Source organism: Sphingopyxis sp. P1IMeth2, from assembly GCF_900185685.1.
GTDB classification, from domain to species: Bacteria; Pseudomonadota; Alphaproteobacteria; order Sphingomonadales; family Sphingomonadaceae; genus Sphingopyxis; species Sphingopyxis terrae_A.
This window is the reverse complement of record NZ_FYAT01000007.1, coordinates 1-19,131: the sequence shown is the minus strand read 5'-3', so window position 1 is coordinate 19,131 and position 19,131 is coordinate 1. Positions and strand designations below refer to the sequence as shown.

Sequence of the window (19,131 nt, the reverse complement as noted above, 5' to 3'; positions counted from 1 at the left end):
CGCCGCGCTCCCTCCGCCGCGCCGTATCCATGGGCAGGCAACGCTCGACAGCCATTGGGACCGGCGGCTGCGCAAGGGGCACGTCCGCCCCGACCTCAGCATCGATCTCCACGGCCACAGCCTTGCCTCGGCGCAGGCGCTGCTCGACGATGCGATCGGGCGGGCGCTGCTGCGCGGCGCGCGCGTGCTGCTCGTCGTCGCGGGGCGCCTGCGGCCGGGCGCCGACCGCTTGCCGCAGCCGCACGAACCGCGTCCGCGCGGCGCAATCCGCGCTTCGCTCGCCGACTGGCTGGCGGTGTCGCCCCATGCCGACCGCATCGTCGCGCTGCGCCCGGCGCACATCAGCCATGGCGGCGCGGGCGCGGTCTATGTCATCCTGCGGCGCAGCCGCGAGGATTAGGCGTCAGCGAAGGGCACGGTCCAATATTCCGCGATAGATGGCCGTCAGCGTGTGCAGGTCTTCGACCGCGACCGCCTCGTCGAGCTTGTGCATCGTCGCATTGGTCAGCCCGAATTCGACCACCGGGCACAGCGCATGGAGGAAGCGCGCGTCAGAGGTGCCGCCGGTCGTCGACATATCGGCTTCGATGCCCGTCTCGGCCCGGATCGCGTCCGCGACGAGCGACGACAGCGCGCCCGGCGGGGTCAGAAAGGCCTCGCCCGAAATCTTGCCGATCACCTTGGCCGCGGGCTCGACGTCCTGCGCGATGCGCTCGACCATCGCGACCAGATCGGCGCCCTTCTGCTGGTCGTTGAAGCGGATCGACAGCCGCGCGCGCGCCGATGCCGGAATCACGTTGGTCGCGCCATTGCCGACCTCAAGGTCGGTGAACTCGATGTTCGACGGCTGGAACCAGGCGGTCCCCTCGTCGAGCGTCACCGTGTCGATCGCCGCCAGGATGCGCACCAGCTTGGGGATCGGATTGTCGGCCAGGTGCGGATAGGCGACATGGCCCTGCGTTCCCGGCACGTCGATCCAGATATTGACCGATCCGCGCCGACCGATCTTCACCATGTCGCCGAGCCGATTCACCGATGTCGGTTCGCCGACGATGATCATGTCGGGCTTCACCCCGCGCGCATCCATATGCTCCATCAGCGCGCGGGTGCCGAAGATCGCCGGGCCTTCCTCGTCGCCGGTGATGATCAGGCTGATCGTTCCCGCCTCGGCGGGGGTTGCCGCCGCCGCGGCGACGAAGGCGGCGATCGAACCCTTCATGTCGACCGCGCCGCGGCCGTAGAGCAGATCGCCGCGAATTTCGGGCGCGAAAGCATCGCCGGTCCAGCCGACGCCCGGGGGTACGACGTCAAGATGCCCGGCAAAGCCGAAATGCACCGGGCCGCTGCCCGCTCGTACCGCGAGCAGATTTTCGACCGGCCCGTCGGGTTCGATCCCATCGATGAAGCGCTCGACCGTGAACCCGAGCGGGGCGAGCGCCGCCTCCAGCAAGTCGAAGACGGCGCCGGTCGCGGGCGTGACGCTCGGCGCGGCGATCAGCGCCCGGGCAAGGTCGACGGGGTCGATGGTCATGGTCATGAGCATCCTTTATCCGTTCGTGTCGAGCGAAGTCGAGACACCATTCGTCCGTGCGCTGCGCCGAGGGGCATCTCGACTTCGCTCGATGCGAAAGGCAAAAGCGAGATCGGAGGACCGCCATGCCCAAGCTCGATCTCGACACCATCCCCCAGACCAACGTCACCGGCTATCCCGCCCCCTATGACGCGCCGGTACAGGGGCGCTGGTACCGCCGCCTCGCGCCCGCCACCGGCCTTGCCGATTTCGCCGCGAGCCATGTCGTGCTGAAACCCGGCGCCTGGTCGTCGCAGCGCCACTGGCACGACGGCGAGGACGAGATGCTCGTGATGATTTCGGGCGAAGCCACGCTCGTCGAGGACGCGGGGCGCTGGCCGATGCGCGCGGGCGACATTGCGGTATGGCCGAAGGGCAGCACCAACGGCCATCATCTGGTCAATGAAACGGACGCCGACTGCGTCTTCGTCGCCTTGGGCGGCGGCAAGCTGCACGATACCGGCGGCGGCTATTCGGATATCGACATGCTGTTCAAGCCCGACGGCTATTTCCACAAGGACGGCACGCCCTATCCGACGAAACGCCTGCCGTGACCGACGCCGACTGGATCGGCTTTGGCCTGGCGGTGCTGCTGATCGAACTGACGCCGGGCCCGAACATGGCGTGGCTCGCCGCGCTGGCGATGGGCGAGGGGCGCCGCGCGGGGCTGGCCGCGACCGCCGGGGTGGCGATCGGCCTGTTCGTCAATGCGTTCGCCGCCGCGCTCGGTATCGCCTTCATCGTGTCGGCCAGTCCGCTGCTATGGCAGGTCTTGCGCTGGGGCGGCGCTGCCTTCCTCCTCTGGCTTGCCTGGGAAAGTTGGCGGGACGCGGGCGAAAACTCCCCGGCGCTGATCGCCGCGCCGGGCCGGTCGCGGCACCATTTCCTGTCGGGGCTGGTGGTCAATCTGCTCAATCCGAAGGCGATGCTCTTTTACGTCGTCGTCATCCCGCGCTTCAATGGCGGGCAGGTGCCGGGCTTCGGCGTCGCTTTCGCGCTCGCGCTCGTCAGCATCGCGATCGCGACTACGGTGCATCTGACGATCGTCGTGGCAGGGAGCCGGGTCGGCGGCTGGATTTCAGACCCGGCGCGCACCCGCACCGTCCGCCGTATCCTCGCGCTCGCGATCGTCGGGGTGGCGATATGGTTTGCGCTGACTGCAGGCCGCTGACTGCCCGAATTGCGCGAAAGTGCGCCCTCACCAACGGTTCGCCGCACAATCTGCTCATATGGACGGCACGATCGCTCAACGGCCTTGCCGGACGATTTCAGGTGCAGAAAAGGACGGCGGGAACTCGCGGGGGCGGCTCGGAATGAAGGAGTAGCGTAATGCGTGCAGTTTCCATGAAATCGAAGCGATTGTTGTTGCTGGCGATGCTTGCCGGCTCGGTCAGCACCGCAGTGGCGGTGCAGGCGCAGGATGCGCCCGAAAGCGACGGGTCTTTGCTCGTAACCGGCGCCGCGCCGCCAGATATGGCGCAGATGGCCGAAGGCCCGAAGGTCGAAGGCATCATCTCGGCGCGCAGCGGCGACCGGATGCAGGTGACGACCGCCGACGGCAGCAACACCGTGATCACCATCGCCGACGCCACGACGATCAAGTCGAGCGGCGGCTTCCTGGGCCTGAACCGCGACAAGCTCGGTGCCGAAGCGCTGCTCAACGGCCTTCCCGTGTCGGTCGAGACGCGCCAGTGGGAAGGCGGGCTGGTCGCCAGCCAGATCGATCTCAAGAGTAAGGATCTGCGCACCGCCTCGATGATCCGCAACGGGACCGATCAGCGGTTCGCCGAACAGACCGCGGCCACCGAAGCGCTGCGCGGCCGGATGGGCGACATTGACCAGTATAATGTGAAAGCCACGACGACGGTGAATTTCGACACCGGCCAGTCGGTTCTGTCGCCGCAGGCGAAATCCGATCTGTGCGCGGTCGCGCAGCAGGCGGAAAGCATGGACAATGCCCTGCTGCTCGTCGTCGGCTACACCGATTCGACCGGCAGCGAGGAACTCAATCAGCAGCTCAGCGAAAAGCGCGCCGGGCGCGTGGTGAATTATCTGCAGCAGGCGTGCGGCTGGAAGCCCTATCGCATGCTCACGCCGACCGGAATGGCGGAAGCCGATCCGGCAGCGAGCAACGACACGGTCGAAGGCAAGGCGCAGAATCGCCGCGTGGCCGTAAATATCCTCGTCAGCAAGGGGCTCGACGGCCTCTAAGCCAGACGCACGCGGGGCGGGTTCACGCCCGCCCCGCCCCATGGGCGGGCGCGAAGGGGTTGCCGCGGCGCGGCGTCGGCGCCACATCTTGCGCATGTCGCTTCCCGCTCCCTTCGCCGGCTGGTTCGCGCACCGCGGGTGGCGGCTGCGGCGGCACCAGGCCGACATGCTCACGGCGGCGCAGCGCGGCGAAAGCGCGCTCCTCGTGGCGGCGACCGGCGCCGGCAAGACATTGGCCGGCTTTCTCCCCAGTCTGATCGACCTTGCGGCCAACCCGTCCGACCGGTTGCACACCCTCTATGTCTCGCCGCTCAAGGCGCTGGCCGCCGATGTCGAGCGCAACCTGCTCGGTCCGATCGCCGACATGGATCTCGACATCAGCGTTGAGAGCCGGAGCGGCGATACCAGTTCGGACAAAAAGGCGCGCCAGCGCAGTCGGCCGCCCAATATCCTGCTGACCACCCCCGAATCGCTGTCGCTGCTGCTCTCCTACCCCGACAGCTTCACGATGTTCGCCGATCTGAAGACGGTGGTCATCGATGAAATCCACGCTTTCGCGACCGGCAAGCGCGGCGATCTGCTCAGCCTCGCGCTCGCGCGCCTCGAACGCGTCGCGCCGGGGCTGCGGCGCGTCGGCCTGTCGGCGACGATTGCCGATGCGGACGCCTATCGCGCCTGGCTCGCGCCCGAGGGCAATCCGGCGCGCATGACGCTGGTCGAGGGCGAGCGCGGCGCCGATCCCGACATTTCGATCCTGCTGCCTGAAGGGGCGGTGCCGTGGGCGGGGCATTCGGGACGCTATGCGGTGCATCAGGTGATGGGCGAAATCGCGAAGAACCGCACGACGATCATCTTCTGCAACACCCGCGGGCTGGCCGAGCTGATTTTCCAGGAATTGTGGAAGGTCAACGACCTGTCGCTGCCGATCGCGATCCATCACGGCAGCCTCGACCGCGAGGCGCGCCAGCGCGCGGAAAATGCCATGGCCGAGGGGAGATTGCGGGCGCTCGTCGCGACCTCCAGCCTCGATCTCGGGCTCGACTGGGGCGATGTCGACTGCGTGATCCAGATGGGGGCGCCCAAGGGTTCGTCGCGGCTGCTCCAGCGCATCGGCCGCGCCAACCACCGGCTCGACGAACCGAGCCGGGCGCTGATCGTGCCGGGCAATCGCTTCGAATATCTTGAGGCGCGCGCCGCACTCGACGCGGTGGAGGCGGGCGAGCGCGATGCCGATCGCTTCCGCCCCGGCGCGCTCGACGTGCTGGCGCAGCATGTCATGGCCCTCGCGTGCGCCGCACCCTTCCGCGAGGAGGATCTGTTCGCCGAAATCCGCGGTGCGCAGCCGTATCGCTGGATCAACGCCGCGCTCTTTGCGCGCCTGCTCGGTTTTGTGCGCGACGGCGGCTATGCGCTCAAAAGCTATGATCGCTTCCGCCGCCTGGCGCCCGACGGGCAGGGCGGCTGGCGCATCGCGCACCCCCGGCTCGCGGCGCAGCACCGGCTAAACGCCGGGATCATCGTCGACGCCCCCACACTCGACGTGCGCTTCAAGAACGGACGGCGCCTCGGCAGCGTCGAGGAATATTTCGCGAGCACGCTGACCGCGGGCGACACCTTCGCCTTCGCCGGCCTCAGCCTCGAGGTCGAGACGATCCGCGACACTGACCTCATCGTGCGCGCAACGACGCGTCCGGCGCGTATTCCCTCCTATGTCGGGGCGCGGATGGCGCTGTCGACGCGCCTTGCCGACCGGGTGCGCGCTTTCCTGGCCGATCCGGCGAGCTGGCGGCGATTTCCAGAGGATGTGCGCTTCTGGCTCGAGATGCAGGCGCTGCGCTCGGTGCTGCCGCGCCCCGGCGAGCTGCTCGTCGAAACCTTCCCGCACGAGGGCGCGCATTATCTTGTCTGCTATCCGTTCGAGGGGTGGAACGCGCACCAGTCGCTCGGCATGCTGCTGTCGAAACGGATGGAGCGCGCGGGGCTCCAGCCGCTCGGCTTCGTCGCCTCCGACTATGCGCTCGCGCTCTGGTCGCTGAAACCGGTCGCGCATCCCGAGGCGCTGTTCGACGCGACCATATTGGAAGGCGAGTTCGTCGAATGGGTCGAAAATTCGCACCTCCTGAAGCGCGCCTTCCGCGAGGTTGCGGTGATCGGCGGGCTGATCGAACGCCAGCATCCGGGCAAGCGCAAGACGGGCAAGCAGGTGACCTTTTCGACCGACCTCATCTTCGACGTCCTGCGCAAATATGAACCCGATCATCTGCTGATCGAAGCCGCCTGGGCCGACGCGCGCGAGCGGCTCACCGACGTCGCGCGGCTCGGCGACCTGCTCGACCGCGCGGCGGGGACGATGGTGCATCAAAGGCTCGATCGCATCAGCCCGCTCGCGATCCCGGTGCTGGTGCTGATCGGGCGCGAAAATGTCGCGGCCTCGGACCTCGACGACGCGCTGCTTGGCGAGCTCGCCGATACGCTCGCGGCAACCGCGATGGGGAGCGAATGACGGGGTTGGTCGCACGATTGCTGAAAATCGCGAAGGGGCGTATTATAAGCGTATAACAATAAAGAGAGGATGCCGCCATGAAGCATAATGTGCATCGCCCCGCGCTGATGGCGTTGTTGCTCGCCGCACCGCTGTTGATCGGATCGGCCCAGCCTGCCGGCGCGCCGGCAGCGCCCGCAGCACCTGCTGCTCCCCCGGCCGCCGCGGAGCCAACTCCCGATATGGTTGTCGATCCCGCAACCGGCGCGCTCATTCCCTTCATTCAACCCTTCGATCTCGATGCGACGCGGCGCATGGCGGTCGATGTCATGATTGGTGGGCAAGGCCCATTCTCCTTCCTCGTCGATACCGGAGCTGAGCGGACGGTAATCGCGCGCGAACTGGCGGATCGGCTGAAGCTGGCGCCGGGCGAACAGCTCCGGCTGGCGACCATCGGCGGCTCTGCGACCGTCCCCAGCTTTCGGGTCGCCGCCCTGCAGATGACCGACCTTGAGATGACCGGCTTGGTCGCGCCTGCCTTCTACGGCCGCCATATCGGGGCCGCAGGCCTGATCGGCGTCGATATGCTCGAAGACCGGCGCGTGCTGATCGACTTTCGCAAGCAGCACATGGAGATACTGGCAACGCGAAAGCGTGCTACACCGATTATCCGCGACGACGACGCCATCGTCGTCACCGCGCGCAATGCCGCGGGCCGCCTTATCCTGTCCGACGCCCGGCTCGATGGAAAGCGCATCGACCTCATCGTCGATACGGGCGCGCAGACGAGCGTCGGAAATCTGGCGTTGCAGCGACTGGTTGCGGCGAAGCGCGCCAACCGCGTGCCCTTTGTCGAGACTATGCTGAGCGCCGTGACCGGCGAGGCGGTTTCTGCGACGCGGACGGCGATCAAGCGGATTACGGTCAAGGGTCTGGACCTCAACGACTTGCCCGTTAGCTTCGCTGACAGCCAAGCCTTTCGCGCGCTGGGTCTCGATGATCGGCCGGCCTTGCTGCTGGGGATGGACAGCATGTCACTGTTTGACCGGATCGAGATCGATTTCCCCAACCGCCGCGTCGTCTTCGATTTGCCGAGCGGTGCGAACCGCGAGACCGGCCAGCGTTTCGCGCTCAACAATGCGAGGAGCGGGAGCTAGCAAAGCGATCGGTTCGTGGCGCTTGCCCGCGGCGCGGTAGCGCGCCATAGCGGCGCGATGCCGCCCGCGCCCGCCTTCGACTTTGCCGGCCAGACCTTTCACCTGCATGCCGAACGGGCGCTGTTCTGGCCCCGGCACGGGGCGCTGATCGTCGCCGACCTGCATCTCGAAAAGGCGAGCTGGTACGCCGCGCGCGGCCAGCCGCTGCCGCCCTACGACAGTCAGGATACGCTCGACCGGCTGACCGATCTTGCGCGGCGGACGGGCGCGCGCGCCGTCTGGTGTCTGGGCGACAGTTTTCATGATCGGACCGCGGACGAGCGCATCGCGCCGGCGACGGCCGACCGGCTGCGCGCGCTGGGGGCGATGACCGAACTTGTCTGGGTCGCCGGCAATCACGACGGGCTGACCGCCGGGGCATGGGGCGGGAAGATCGCCGACGCGCTGTGCGTCGACGGCATCATGCTGCGCCACCAATGCTGCCCGAAAGAGGCGTGGCCCGAGATATCGGGACATTTTCACCCCAAGCTGCGGCTGCAGCTTCGCGGCCGCCCGGTGTCGCGCCCCTGCTTTGCGCATGACGCCAAGCGCTTGATCCTGCCTGCTTTTGGCAGTCTGACCGGCGGCCTCGACGTATTCGACCCGGCGATCGCTGCCAATTTTGCCGGTTCCTATCATGCGGCGCTAAATGCGCAGGGGCGGTTGCTTGCCTTTCCCTCGACCGCGGCAACCCGCAATGACGCTACGGCAAGCAAAAGGGCGGCGACGCGATAGCGGCCTGCGGAGCCGTATAGCGCCTTGACCGGGCTGTGGCCAAAAAGCATCACCTGTCCAAAAACGTCGAAAAAGCAGGGGTCTCGCTGGAATGGGCCGCCATTTGCGGTATGACATAAGGGCAACGAAAAAAGAAATTATCTGAGAGGAGTGCCCAAAGTGACATCATCTTCCCTACTGAATGCCCGTCTGCTTCGCACGACCGCGCTCGGCGTGTCGATTGCCGTCGCGGCCGTCTCGGCGCCCGCCTTTGCGCAGGATGCCACCACCGATAACGCCGAAGACACCGCCAATGCGATCGTCGTGACCGCGCAGGGCCGTTCGCAGCTGCTGTCGGACGTGCCGGTCGCCATTTCGGCGGTCAGCGCCGAAACGCTGCAGAACAGCGGCGCCAACGACATTCGCCAGCTCAACCAGGTCGCGCCGTCGCTGCTCGTCTCGTCGACGGGCTCGGAAGCCAATGGTTCGGCGCGTATCCGCGGCATCGGCACCGTCGGCGACAACCCGGGTCTCGAAAGCTCGGTTCCGGTCTTCATCGACGGCGTCTATCGCTCGCGTTCGGGCATTGGCCTCAACGAGCTGGGCGAGATTGACCGCGTCGAAGTCCAGCGCGGCCCCCAAGGCACGCTCGGCGGCCGCAACTCGTCGGCGGGCCTGATCAGCATCTATTCGAAAAAGCCCGACTTCAACTTCGGCGCCAGCGGCGAAATCACCTATGGCAATTATGACTATTGGCGCCTGACCGGCAGCGTCACCGGGCCGATCACCGACAAGGTCGCCGCGCGCCTCGACGGCGTCTGGGTGAAACGCGACGGCTTCCTGCGCGACACGACGAACAACACCGACGTCAACAACCGCGATCGCTATTTCCTGCGCGGCCAGCTTTTGTTCGAACCGACCGACGCGCTGTCGATTCGGTTGATTGCCGACTATACCTATCGCAACGAAAAATGCTGCGGCGCGATCTATGTCGATAACAGCGTCAACCCGTACATCGGCAATCTCAACAATCCAGGCGTTCCCGCGACCGCGACGACCAACAATATCGTCAAGGTGCTGAACGATCTGGGCCAGCCGCTCAGCGCGTTCAACCAGGGCTATGGTCGTGACCTTTCGGTCAGCGCGGGCCGCAGCTTCGCCGGCAAGACCAAGGATTATGGCTTCTCGGGCCAGATCGACTGGGATCTCGGAGGCGCGACGCTGACCTCTATCACCGCCTATCGCGAATATCGTTCGGGCCAGGCCGGCGACCTCGATTATGGCGCGGTCGATATCCTCTATCGCGCGCCGACCGACGACGCCTATCGCCAGTTCCACACCTTCACGCAAGAAGTGCGTCTGCAGGGTGAAGCGTTCGACGGCAAGCTCGACTGGCTCGTCGGCGGTTTCTACGCCAATGAAAAGCTGACGGTTCGCGACAATCTGCGCTTCGGGGACGATTATGGCCGTTTTGCCAATTGCCGTATCATCTCGGGCGGCGGTCTTGCCGGCCTCTATTCGCCGACTCAGGCAGGATGTGTGGCGGGCGGCATCGGCAATCTTGCCGGGGTTGGCCGCAATACGATCCTCGCGGCATCGGGCGCTTCGGGTGCGGATATCGTTTCGGCGTTCACCGCGCTCGATGGTCTCAACGACCTCGGGACGATCAACGATCGCTACTATCAGAACGATCGCAACTGGGCGCTGTTCACACACAATATCTTCCACATCACCGACAAGCTCGATCTGACGCTGGGTCTGCGCTACACCAATGACAAGAAGCGCTTCAACGCCAGCTTCACCAACGACAACACGGTCTGCACCACGGTGCAGGGTCTGGTTCTGGACGATCTGACCAGCACCACATCGAACTCGACCGCAAAGGCGCTTGCGGGCGCGCTGATCGGACTGTCGTGTCAGGGCAATTCGACCGCCGAGTTGAATGGCGTCTCGATCAATAGCAAGCGCGGCGAGGACAAGTTCACCGGGACCGCGATTCTGTCGTACAAGCCGGTCGATGATCTGCTGCTCTATGCAAGCTATGCGCGCGGTTACAAGGCGGGCGGGTTCAACCTCGACCGCTCGGCGCTCAAGTCGCCGATTCTGCCGTTCGGCGGGCAGGCGGGGGCGCAGGCGCTTGCCGGCAACCTCCAGTTCGATCCCGAACTGGTCACCAGCTATGAACTGGGCGCCAAATATTCGACGGGCCCGTTCAGCGCGGGGCTGACCTTCTTCCGGTCGGACTTCAAGAACTTCCAGCTCAATACGTTCAACGGCACCGTCTTCCTCGTGCAGAATATCAATGGCTGCTCGAGCGACCTTGGTGGCGGCGACCGCGACCAGAGCAAGTTCACCGGTGCGCCCAACTATAATGCGGGTGCCGCGGCGACGGGCGTCTGCCCGACCGACGATGTAAGCTGGGGCGTGCGGGCAGAAGGCTTCGAACTCGAAGCCTCGCTGGTTCCGGCGCGCAACTTCCGCATGACCGCGGGCCTCACCTACGCGAAGACCAAATATCGTGCGAACTTGGTGGGCACTGCGTCGGGCGCTCCGCTCGATCAGGCGCTGCGTCTGCTGCCGGGCAGCAATCTATCGAACGCGCCTGAACTGGTCGCGACCGGCAGCGTGACCTGGACGCCTGAAATCGGCAGCAGCGGCCTGACCGGCCTCGTCTATATCGATGGTCGCATGACCAGCGATTACAACACGGGTTCGGACCTCTTCCCGCAGAAGGCGCAGGATGGCTATGCGATCTTCAACGCGCGCGTCGGCGTTCGCGGTCCCGACGAAAAGTGGGGCATCGAATTCTGGGCGCAGAATCTGTTCAACAAGCAATATGCGCAGGTCGCGTTCAACTCGCCCTTCCAGGAAGGTGGCACGTCGACCGGAACCGCGTTCGCCGATCCGCAATATCCGGGCGGCCGTCAGCTGTTCTCGCAGTTCCTTGCCGAACCGCGCACCTATGGCGTGACGCTGCGCGGCAAGTTCTGATCGCGTAACATGCGGCCGGCTTGTCCGGCCGAATAAGGGACCGCCCGTTTGCCGAACGGCAGGCGGGCGTTTCTTTTTTGTGGAACCTTTGCGCCGACGCTGCATAGGCTGGGGGCATGTTCGCAATCGACTCCCTGCTCGTAAAAATCGCGCTGATTGGCGTGATCGGCATCGGCGCCCAATGGGTGGCGTGGCGGACCAACAAACCCGCGATCGCGTTGATGCTCGTCGCCGGCATTTTGGCGGGGCCGGTGCTCGGGCTGATCGATCCGGTGCGCGATTTCGGCGCGCTGCGCGAACCGATGATCAAGCTCGCCGTTGCGGTGATCCTGTTCGAAGGCGGCCTGAGCCTCAAGTTCCGCGAACTGCGCCAGGCGGGAACCGCGGTCTTCATGCTCGTCTTCATCGGGGTGCCCGTCGGCTGGGCGCTCGGCACGGCGGCGGCCTATTATGGCGCGGGCCTGCCGTTCGAGCTCGCGGCGCTGTTCGGCGGGGTGATGGTGGTGACGGGGCCGACGGTGATCGCGCCGATGCTCCGCTCGCTCAACATTGCGCCGCGCGTCAAGAATATGCTCAAGTGGGAAGGGATTGTGAACGATCCGATCGGCGCGCTGCTCGCGGTCGGCATCTATAGCTATATCACCCACGGCGGCGCCGATGCGAATAGCGTGAGCATCGTCACCGACGTCGTCGCGGCAAGCGTGCTTGCGGTCCTGATCGGCGGTGCGGCCGGTTTCGTGCTGACCTGGGCCTTTCCGCGCGGCTGGGTGCCCGAATATCTGAAGGCGCCGGTGCTGCTGACGACGGTGATCGCGGTCTTCGTGCTTTCGGACCTCATCATGCACGAAACTGGTCTGATCACCGTCACCGTCATGGGCGTCGTGATGGCGAACCGCGAAACCTATTCGACCCGCTCGCTGCAGCGCTTCAAGGAGGATCTGACCGTCGTTCTGGTCTCCGGCGTCTTTATCATCCTGTCGGCGACGCTCAACTGGGACGTGGTCAAGAATTTCCAGTTCCGATTCCTGATCTTCCTCCTTCTGCTGCTTTTCGTCGTGCGCCCGCTGACGATCATGACCGCGCTGCTGTTCACGCGTATCCCGCTGAAGGAGCGACTGTTCGTCGCCTGGATCGCCCCGCGCGGGATCGTCGCGGTTGCGGTAACGGGCCTCTTCGCGCTGCGTCTCACCGACTATGGCGTGCCGGGGGCAGAGGCGCTGGTGCCCTTGGGCTTCGGCGTCGTCATCGCGACGATCTTTGCGCATGGCTTTACCGCCGGAACCTTCGCGCGCTGGCTTGGCCTCGATCAGGGCAAGGGCGACGGCGTTCTGCTCGTCGGAGCGAACAGCTGGACGATTGCCTTCGCGCAGTTCGTCAAGGAACAGGATCGCGGCGCGATGATCGCCGACGCCAGCAAGTTCGCGCTACGCCGCGCGCGGCGCGCCGACATTCGCGTCTATCACGGCGACATATTGGACGAGGTGCACGAGGACGCGATCGACATGGGCCAGTATCAGCAGCTCATCGCTGCGACCGACAATGACAGCTATAACGCGCTGGTGTGCGGCGAGCTGGCGCCCGAGATCGGCCACGACCGCGTCAGCCGCGTGGCGGGCGAGGCGACCGGCGCGAGCCAGCGGCTCGGTCGCGTGTTCACCATCGGCGGCACCACAATCGACACGCAGCTCGACCGCCTGCACGCAGGATGGACCTTCGGCCGTACGCGGATCACCGAAAAATTCCCTTACGCCGACTTTGTCGCGCGGATGAAGGCGTCGGGGGGCGACAGCCTGATGGTGGTCAAGGCGTCGGGCGACCTCGCGATCTTTTCGACGCGCCACCGCCCGACGGTGGAGGCCGGCGATACGGTGTGGACCTTCGTTCCGCCCGACGACCCGAAGGCGCGCCGCGAGGCCAAGGAAGCGACCGCGGTAGCCTGACGGTCCGGCGTCAGCGCGCGCGCGCGGCCTGATGCGCGATGTCGGTCATCAGCTTGCGGAACAGCACCGCGCCCGCGGTGCCCGATGCTTTTAGCGCACGCTCGCATTCCAGCAGCCGCGTCATCAGCCGCGCGACGCGCACCGAATCCCAGATGTGGAGCTGCGCCGTCACCGCATCGCGCTCTTTCCAGAATACGCCGCTGCTTTTCGCCGCGACCACCGTCGCCGGGTGCGCGCCCGCATCGACCTCGGCGCGCAGCTTGGCGAGCTGCATCGCGCGGATCGCCAGCGCGCGGATGATGCGGATCTCGGCGACGCCGACCGCCGCCGCTTGCGCGAGCATGTCGGGCAGGTCGCGCAGCTTGCCGCCGAGCGCGACGTTGATGCACGCGCTGACATCCTCTTCGTGCGTCGCGGCGCCCAGCGCGGCGATGTCGGCGGGCGTGACCTGCCGCTGCCGGTCGGGACCGGCGTCGAGGTAGAGTGCGATCTTCTCAATCTCGCGACGCATCAGCGCCTGATCGCCCGAGACGAGATCGACGAGCAATTGCGCCTCGGCATTGGCAACCCGCAATCCTTGCGCCGTCGCGGCTTCCATCGCGATGCCGACGAGCGCACGGCGGTCGGGCTGATAACAGATGGCGGCGACGGCATTATCAGCGCCCTCGACAAGCTTGACGAGTTTCGATCGCGCGGTGACCGAGGCGCCGGTCGCGATCACTGGGTTGAGCACGCTGTCCGCTCCGAGCAGCGCCTCGACGGCGGCGAGGCAATCGTCGCCGCCGCCCGAAATCTCGAGCCGGATCACGCGCGCGGGCGAAAAGAGCGACATCGACGCCGCTTCGGCGGCAAGCAGCGCGCCGTCCTGTGCCATCTGGCCCGATGTCAGATCGACCCGCTCGGCCTCCTTGCCGGCCAGCGCGATAAGATGCGCGGCGACGCTTTCCATTGTCGCGTCGTCGGGGCCGGTCAGCAGGATGAAGCGGACCGCGGGATCGAGGCGGCTGAGGCGTTCGAGTTCGCCGGGCTTGACCGACTTCATGTCGGTCAGGGCGCCGGGGTGGCCGGCGCCGGTTGGGCGCCGCCGCGGTCGGCGAAGACCGCAAGCCGCGCGACGATCTGGTCGGCGATCCCCGAAGCGAGCCGCTCGAGCGTCGTCGATTCGGCGGCGATCGTCGAATATTCGCTGCCGACGACGTCGATGCCGCCGTCCTGCGCCGCGGTCGCGTCGAGCAGCACTTCGCCGCTTGCCGCATCGACGAGCTGATAGCGGGCGCGCAGCGTCCGCCGCTCGCGCGTCACCGCATCGTCGGAGCGGACGCCGAGGCCGGTAATCGAATCCTCGAGCCGCACGTCGAGGCGCAGCCGCTGGCCCGCACCATGTCCGCCCTGCGTCGCCTGCAACCGGTCGCGCAGCGCGTTGCGGACGAGCCAGCCATTATGCCCCTCGATCGGCGCGACATCGACGTCGGCCAGCACCTGCGCCACCGCGCCCTTGCTGCCATTCGCATAGAGCGGCCGGAGCCCGCAGCCGCCAAGGAGCAGCGAAGCGGCGACGAGCGAGGAGGTGAGCAGGCGTTTCATGTCAGGGAACGATATTCACCAGTCGGTCGGGAACGACAATCACCTTTTTGGGAGCAGCGCCGCCGAGCAGCTCGGCGATGCGCGGGCGGGCGAGCGCCGCGGCCTCGAGCGCGGCCTTGTCGGCGCCCTTCGCGGCGGTCATCGTGTCGCGCAGCTTGCCAGCGATCTGGATCGCGATCGTCACCTCGTCATCGACGAGCAGCGCCGGGTCGGCGGCGGGCCAGGCGGCGTCGGCGATCATCGCGGTCGTCCGCTGCGCCGCGGGCAGCGCCGCCCAGGCCTCTTCGGCCAGATGCGGCATCATCGGCGCGACGAGCAGGATCAGCGTCCGGCACGCTTCGGCGCGGGTTGCCGAGGGCTTCGCCTTTTCGATATCGTTGGCGAGCGCGTGGATCTTGGCCACCGCCTTGTTGAAGCCGAGTGATTCGATGTCGGCGGCAACGCCGGCGATCGCCTGGTGCAGCTTGCGCGCCAGCACCTTGTCCTCGCCGCCGTCGCCGACATTGTCGGTGTCGCCGAACAGGCGCCACAAGCGCTGGACGAAACGCCACGCACCCTCGATCCCCGCTTCGCTCCACGGCAGATCGCGCTCGGGCGGGCTGTCGGAGAGCATGAACCAGCGCGCGGCGTCGGCGCCATATTGGTCGAGGATGGCGTCGGGATCGACGACATTCTTCTTCGACTTCGACATCTTGATGACCCGGCCGACCTCGACCGGCGCGCCATCGGCCTCCAGCGTCGCGCCGTCGGCGCTGCGCACCACCTCGTCGGGGGTGAAGAACAGGGGAGGGAGGCCCTCGCCCTGCGCACGACTGTAGGTTTCGTGCGTCACCATCCCCTGCGTGAACAGGCTGGCGAAGGGCTCCTTGATGTCGATCATCCCCAGCTTGTTGAGCGCGCGCGTCCAGAAGCGCGCGTAGAGCAGGTGAAGGATCGCATGCTCGATGCCGCCGATATATTGGTCGACGGGCAGCCAGCGACGGATGACATCGGGATCGAACGGCCGGTCGGCCGGTGCCGAGGCGAAGCGCAGGAAATACCACGACGAATCGACGAAGGTATCGAGCGTATCGGTCTCGCGCACCGCTTCGCCGCCGCATGTCGGGCAGGCGACATGCTTCCACGTCGGATGGCGGTCGAGCGGATTGCCGGGGACCGAGAAATCGGCATCGTCGGGCAGTACGACGGGCAATTGGTCCTTCGGCACCGGCACGAGGCCACAGGCCGGGCAATGGATGAAGGGGATCGGCGTCCCCCAGTAACGCTGGCGCGAGACGCCCCAGTCGCGCAGGCGCCAGACGGTCGTGCCCTTGCCCCAGCCTTCATGCTCGGCGCGCGCGATGATCGCGGCCTTCGCTTCGTCGATGCTCATCCCGTCGAGGAAGTGGCTGTTCACGAGGCGGCCGGGGCCGGTATAGGCTTCGTCGCCGCGGAAGGTCTGGCCGGTTTCGTCGCCGTCCGCAATCACGCGGTGTACGGGCAGATCATATTTGCGCGCGAAGTCGAGGTCGCGCTGATCGTGCGCGGGACAACCGAAGATCGCGCCGGTACCGTAATCCATCAGCACATAATTCACGACCCAGATCGGCAGATGCCAGTCGGGGTCGAGCGGATGTTGCACCGACAGGCCGGTGTCGAAGCCCATCTTCTCCGCGGTTTCGAGCTGTTCGGCCGACGTCCCCTGACGGCGACACTCCTCGATGAACGCGGCAAGGCGCGGCGCATCCTTGGCCAGCGACTCGGCCAGCGGATGGTCGGGCGAAATCGCTGCAAAGCTGGCCCCGTACAGCGTGTCGGGCCGCGTCGTGAAGACGTCGAAGCCTGGCGCGCCGCCCGCGAGCTTGAAGCTGAATTCCAGGCCCTGCGACTTGCCGATCCAGTTTTCCTGCATCAGCCGCACCTTGTCGGGCCAATGGTCGAGGCCCTTGAGACCATCGAGCAGTTCGTCTGCGAAGTCGGTGATCTTCAGGAACCACTGCGACAATTTCTTCTTTTCGACCAGCGCGCCCGAACGCCAGCCGCGCCCGTCGATGACCTGCTCGTTGGCGAGCACGGTCATGTCGACGGGGTCCCAGTTGACGTAGCTTTCCTTGCGCGTGACCAGCCCGTGCGCGAACAGGTCGAGGAACAGCGCCTGTTCCTGCCCGTAATAATCGGGCTCGCATGTCGCGAGTTCGCGGCTCCAGTCGATCGCAAGGCCGAGGCGCTTCAATTGCGCGCGCATCGCGGTGATATTGTCGCGCGTCCAGCCGCCGGGGTGGACGCCCTTTTCCATCGCGGCATTTTCGGCCGGCATGCCAAAGGCGTCCCAGCCCATCGGATGCAGCACGTCATGCCCGGTCATCCGCTTGAAGCGCGCCAGCACGTCGCCCATCGCATAGTTGCGGACATGCCCCATGTGGATGCGCCCCGAGGGATAGGGGAACATCTCGAGGATATAGGCCTTTGGCTTATTCGAACTGTCGGTCGTCGCAAAGCTGTTCGCGGCGTCCCATGCCGCCTGCCAGCGGGCGTCGGCGGCGAGGGCGCCAAAGCGCGTTTCGCGGGTCATTTGTTCGGCTACCCCGTTTGTCAAAATACCATCGATCAAAATAGCGTGCCCCCACCCTTCGACTGCCCGCAGGACGGGCGCTCAGGATAAACTTCAGCCAAAGGCTGGAGGCGGGGGCCCATCACCTGCCGTTCAAATCCGGAACAACCGGAGATGGATCCCCGCCTTCGCGGGGAAACACCGAAATCCGAAACTCAGCCCTCGATCGCGCTGCGGCGCAGGTCGCGAGCGCGGGTGAGGATGATTTCTTCCAGCTTCTGCACCGTCGCAGCTTGAACCGGCGCGTCGACCCAGGTGCCGTTCTGGGCGACCTGACGCAGCGCGGCGACGCGCAGCGCATCGGCGCGCAGGTCGCGGTCGAGGATCGACACGGTCACCTTCATGCGCTCGTTCGGATTGCCGGGGTTGGCATACCAGTCGGTGATGATGACCCCGCCCGAGCTGTCGGCCTGCAGCAGCGGCATGAACGACAGGGCGTCGAGTGACGCGCGCCACAGATAGGAATTGACGCCGATCGTCGTCACCTGGCTCGCCGCCAGGTCGGCGCGCGGCCGGTCCTTCCCGCCGCAGGCCGACAGGCCGAGCGCCGCGACCCCGATCAGGGCGAGCGCGGCCGGACGACGACCGAGCGAGGCAAGAAGGGTAAGCTTGGACATGCCGTAACACCTTATTCTGGGCGCGCGGGCAGCAAATGGCGGGCGCGCATGCGGAAATTTGCAAGCGTCTCTATCGCCCTTGCCGCCGTCCGGCAAGCGCGCCATTTCCGGTGTTTCGACCGTTCATCCCCGGCTCATCTCTGCCCGCCACTGTGCTGTTCGCGCAACATGTTCGGCGAAAAGCCGGCGACGCGCGATCAATCGGTCGGGAATCACTGGAATTGTCGCCCCGGTCGTCCTATCTCAGGATTCGATTGGGGTTGGAGTCGCAGAGCAATGGCGCGGAATTCGCGACATTTTTGGAAAGCAGGCCTGTTCGCGGTAGCAGCGGTTACCGTTGCGCTTCCGCCTGCGCTCGCGTCGATGACACGCGCCGACCGGATTCGCGACACCCAGCTTTCGAATTCGGTGCTTGGCCAATTCACCCCGGCGTCGGGCGACCCGCGCCTGATCGCCCGCTATATCAAAATCTCGGAAGAGGCGCGCCGCGGCTTCAGCTTCACGCCCGCGTTGCCCGATGACGGACATAAGAATCGCGCGATCACCGTCGTGATTCGCGCCCGCGACGATTCGTCGAGCGCACGCACAGCCGCGCTTGCCGCCGGCCGCACCAAATCGCCGATCTCGATCGCCCCTGTGACCTATAATCTGGGCGCGTCGGTCGGGTTCGAAAAATTCGTGACCCCGGCGCTGCCCAGCGGCACTGACCTGCGCAACCTGCCGGTCGCGCGCGCGCCCGAACAGGCCGACAACAAGAAATCGCGCTTCGCGACCAAGATGGTCAGCCGTCCGACCGATCCGGCCGGCGCAACCGACCGCATCACCGCGCCGGGCGAAGAGCAGACCGTCGATGTCGTCAGCAGCTATCGCCTGACCAAGAACCTCGATGTGACCGCGGGCGTCCGTTACAAGGCCGACGACCGCTTCCAGCCGCTGACCGACGCGCGCCGCGACAGTCAGGCGGTCTATGTCGGAACCGCTTTCCGCTTCTAAGAGCTGTACCGATCGTCGGGCCAGGCCGCCCATAGACGATCATGCCCCCAGCGTCGGCTACTAACGCGCCCGGCCGCGCCGCGCTTTGCGCGTCGCTACCTTCTTCTCCCATGCGTCGATGGCGGCCCAGCCGGGCCGGACGCCGCTTGCGGCGCTGGCGCGGATCAGCGCGCGGGCGCGCGCCGGGGCCATCCCGCCCAGCGCGATCGCTTGGCCGCCGGCCGCGCGTGCGAGCCGCAGCCA

15 protein-coding genes and 1 pseudogene are annotated in these 19,131 nt (G+C 66.3%); 10 read left to right on the top strand and 6 right to left on the bottom strand.

What is annotated here, in order from left to right; genetic code table 11:
• The coding region (locus P1IM2_RS06100) for a Smr/MutS family protein (RefSeq protein WP_260833934.1) at nt 1-400 on the top strand (400 nt) is incomplete at its 5' end.
• 3 nt (nt 401-403) lie between these two features.
• On the opposite strand, the gene dapE is transcribed toward P1IM2_RS06100, so the two are convergent.
• Nucleotides 404-1,537, bottom strand: coding sequence for a succinyl-diaminopimelate desuccinylase (gene dapE / locus P1IM2_RS06095; RefSeq protein WP_186401803.1), 1,134 nt, complete (start codon nt 1,535-1,537; stop codon nt 404-406).
• A gap of 119 nt (nt 1,538-1,656) precedes the next feature.
• On the opposite strand from dapE, the gene P1IM2_RS06090 reads away from it, so the two are divergent.
• From P1IM2_RS06090 to P1IM2_RS06055, 8 genes are all read left to right on the top strand, one after another.
• A complete protein-coding gene (locus tag P1IM2_RS06090) occupies nt 1,657-2,124 on the top strand; it encodes a cupin domain-containing protein (protein ID WP_186401802.1) in 468 nt (155 codons plus the stop codon).
• Nucleotides 2,121-2,741 carry a LysE family translocator gene (locus P1IM2_RS06085; protein ID WP_186401801.1) on the top strand — a complete coding sequence of 207 codons (621 nt, stop codon included), beginning with the start codon at nt 2,121-2,123 and terminating at the stop codon, nt 2,739-2,741. The genes P1IM2_RS06090 and P1IM2_RS06085 overlap by 4 nt, the downstream gene beginning before the upstream one ends.
• Nucleotides 2,742-2,899: 158 nt before the next feature.
• Nucleotides 2,900-3,781, top strand: a complete 882-nt coding sequence (locus tag P1IM2_RS06080; RefSeq protein ID WP_062901586.1) for an OmpA family protein — start codon at nt 2,900-2,902, stop codon at nt 3,779-3,781.
• Between the two features lie 94 nt (nt 3,782-3,875).
• Nucleotides 3,876-6,284, top strand: a complete 2,409-nt coding sequence (locus P1IM2_RS06075; protein ID WP_186401800.1) for a ligase-associated DNA damage response DEXH box helicase — start codon at nt 3,876-3,878, stop codon at nt 6,282-6,284.
• A gap of 77 nt (nt 6,285-6,361) precedes the next feature.
• On the top strand, nt 6,362-7,420 hold the full coding sequence (locus P1IM2_RS06070; protein ID WP_062901587.1) for an aspartyl protease family protein: 1,059 nt from the start codon (nt 6,362-6,364) through the stop codon (nt 7,418-7,420).
• Nucleotides 7,421-7,477: 57 nt separating this feature from the next.
• Nucleotides 7,478-8,194, top strand: coding sequence for a ligase-associated DNA damage response endonuclease PdeM (pdeM, locus tag P1IM2_RS06065; protein ID WP_186401804.1), 717 nt, complete (start codon nt 7,478-7,480; stop codon nt 8,192-8,194).
• Between the two features lie 159 nt (nt 8,195-8,353).
• Complete coding sequence (locus P1IM2_RS06060) at nt 8,354-11,164, top strand: TonB-dependent receptor (protein WP_186401799.1); 2,811 nt, start codon at nt 8,354-8,356, stop codon at nt 11,162-11,164.
• Between the two features lie 116 nt (nt 11,165-11,280).
• A complete protein-coding gene (locus P1IM2_RS06055; protein WP_186401798.1) occupies nt 11,281-13,104 on the top strand; it encodes a sodium:proton antiporter in 1,824 nt (607 codons plus the stop codon).
• A 10-nt stretch (nt 13,105-13,114) separates the two neighbouring features.
• Here P1IM2_RS06055 and holA read toward each other — a convergent pair whose 3' ends face one another.
• The 4 genes from holA to P1IM2_RS06035 all read right to left on the bottom strand — a co-directional run bounded on the left by holA (nt 13,115) and on the right by P1IM2_RS06035 (nt 17,895).
• Nucleotides 13,115-14,146, bottom strand: coding sequence for a DNA polymerase III subunit delta (gene holA, locus P1IM2_RS06050; protein WP_186401797.1), 1,032 nt, complete (start codon nt 14,144-14,146; stop codon nt 13,115-13,117).
• Nucleotides 14,147-14,151: 5 nt separating this feature from the next.
• Nucleotides 14,152-14,688: an LPS assembly lipoprotein LptE gene (gene lptE, locus P1IM2_RS06045; protein ID WP_186401796.1), complete on the bottom strand. Its 537-nt coding sequence runs from the start codon at nt 14,686-14,688 to the stop codon at nt 14,152-14,154.
• A gap of 1 nt (nt 14,689) precedes the next feature.
• A complete protein-coding gene (gene leuS / locus P1IM2_RS06040; RefSeq protein ID WP_186401795.1) occupies nt 14,690-17,239 on the bottom strand; it encodes a leucine--tRNA ligase in 2,550 nt (849 codons plus the stop codon).
• Between the two features lie 194 nt (nt 17,240-17,433).
• Entirely contained in the window at nt 17,434-17,895 is a 462-nt protein-coding gene (locus P1IM2_RS06035; protein WP_058812276.1) for a DUF3576 domain-containing protein, read from the bottom strand.
• 363 nt (nt 17,896-18,258) lie between these two features.
• On the opposite strand from P1IM2_RS06035, the gene P1IM2_RS06030 reads away from it, so the two are divergent.
• A complete protein-coding gene (locus P1IM2_RS06030) occupies nt 18,259-18,888 on the top strand; it encodes a hypothetical protein (RefSeq protein ID WP_231292868.1) in 630 nt (209 codons plus the stop codon).
• Between the two features lie 60 nt (nt 18,889-18,948).
• Here the strand turns inward: P1IM2_RS06030 and P1IM2_RS06025 are convergent.
• Nucleotides 18,949-19,131 (bottom strand): annotated as a pseudogene (locus P1IM2_RS06025) (thiamine phosphate synthase); the annotation flags it as partial.

Bases quoted from the DNA above. Each gene is read 5' to 3' on its own strand.
- dapE (WP_186401803.1), bottom strand. From the start codon at position 1,537: ATGACCATGACCATCGACCCCGTCGACCTTGCCCGGGCGCTGATCGCC.
- P1IM2_RS06090 (WP_186401802.1), top strand. From the start codon at position 1,657: ATGCCCAAGCTCGATCTCGACACCATCCCCCAGACCAACGTCACCGGC.
- P1IM2_RS06080 (WP_062901586.1), top strand. From the start codon at position 2,900: ATGCGTGCAGTTTCCATGAAATCGAAGCGATTGTTGTTGCTGGCGATG.
- P1IM2_RS06075 (WP_186401800.1), top strand. From the start codon at position 3,876: ATGTCGCTTCCCGCTCCCTTCGCCGGCTGGTTCGCGCACCGCGGGTGG.
- P1IM2_RS06070 (WP_062901587.1), top strand. From the start codon at position 6,362: ATGAAGCATAATGTGCATCGCCCCGCGCTGATGGCGTTGTTGCTCGCC.
- pdeM (WP_186401804.1), top strand. From the start codon at position 7,478: ATGCCGCCCGCGCCCGCCTTCGACTTTGCCGGCCAGACCTTTCACCTG.
- P1IM2_RS06055 (WP_186401798.1), top strand. From the start codon at position 11,281: ATGTTCGCAATCGACTCCCTGCTCGTAAAAATCGCGCTGATTGGCGTG.
- holA (WP_186401797.1), bottom strand. From the start codon at position 14,146: ATGAAGTCGGTCAAGCCCGGCGAACTCGAACGCCTCAGCCGCCTCGAT.
- lptE (WP_186401796.1), bottom strand. From the start codon at position 14,688: ATGAAACGCCTGCTCACCTCCTCGCTCGTCGCCGCTTCGCTGCTCCTT.
- leuS (WP_186401795.1), bottom strand. From the start codon at position 17,239: ATGACCCGCGAAACGCGCTTTGGCGCCCTCGCCGCCGACGCCCGCTGG.
- P1IM2_RS06035 (WP_058812276.1), bottom strand. From the start codon at position 17,895: ATGTCCAAGCTTACCCTTCTTGCCTCGCTCGGTCGTCGTCCGGCCGCG.
- P1IM2_RS06030 (WP_231292868.1), top strand. From the start codon at position 18,259: ATGACACGCGCCGACCGGATTCGCGACACCCAGCTTTCGAATTCGGTG.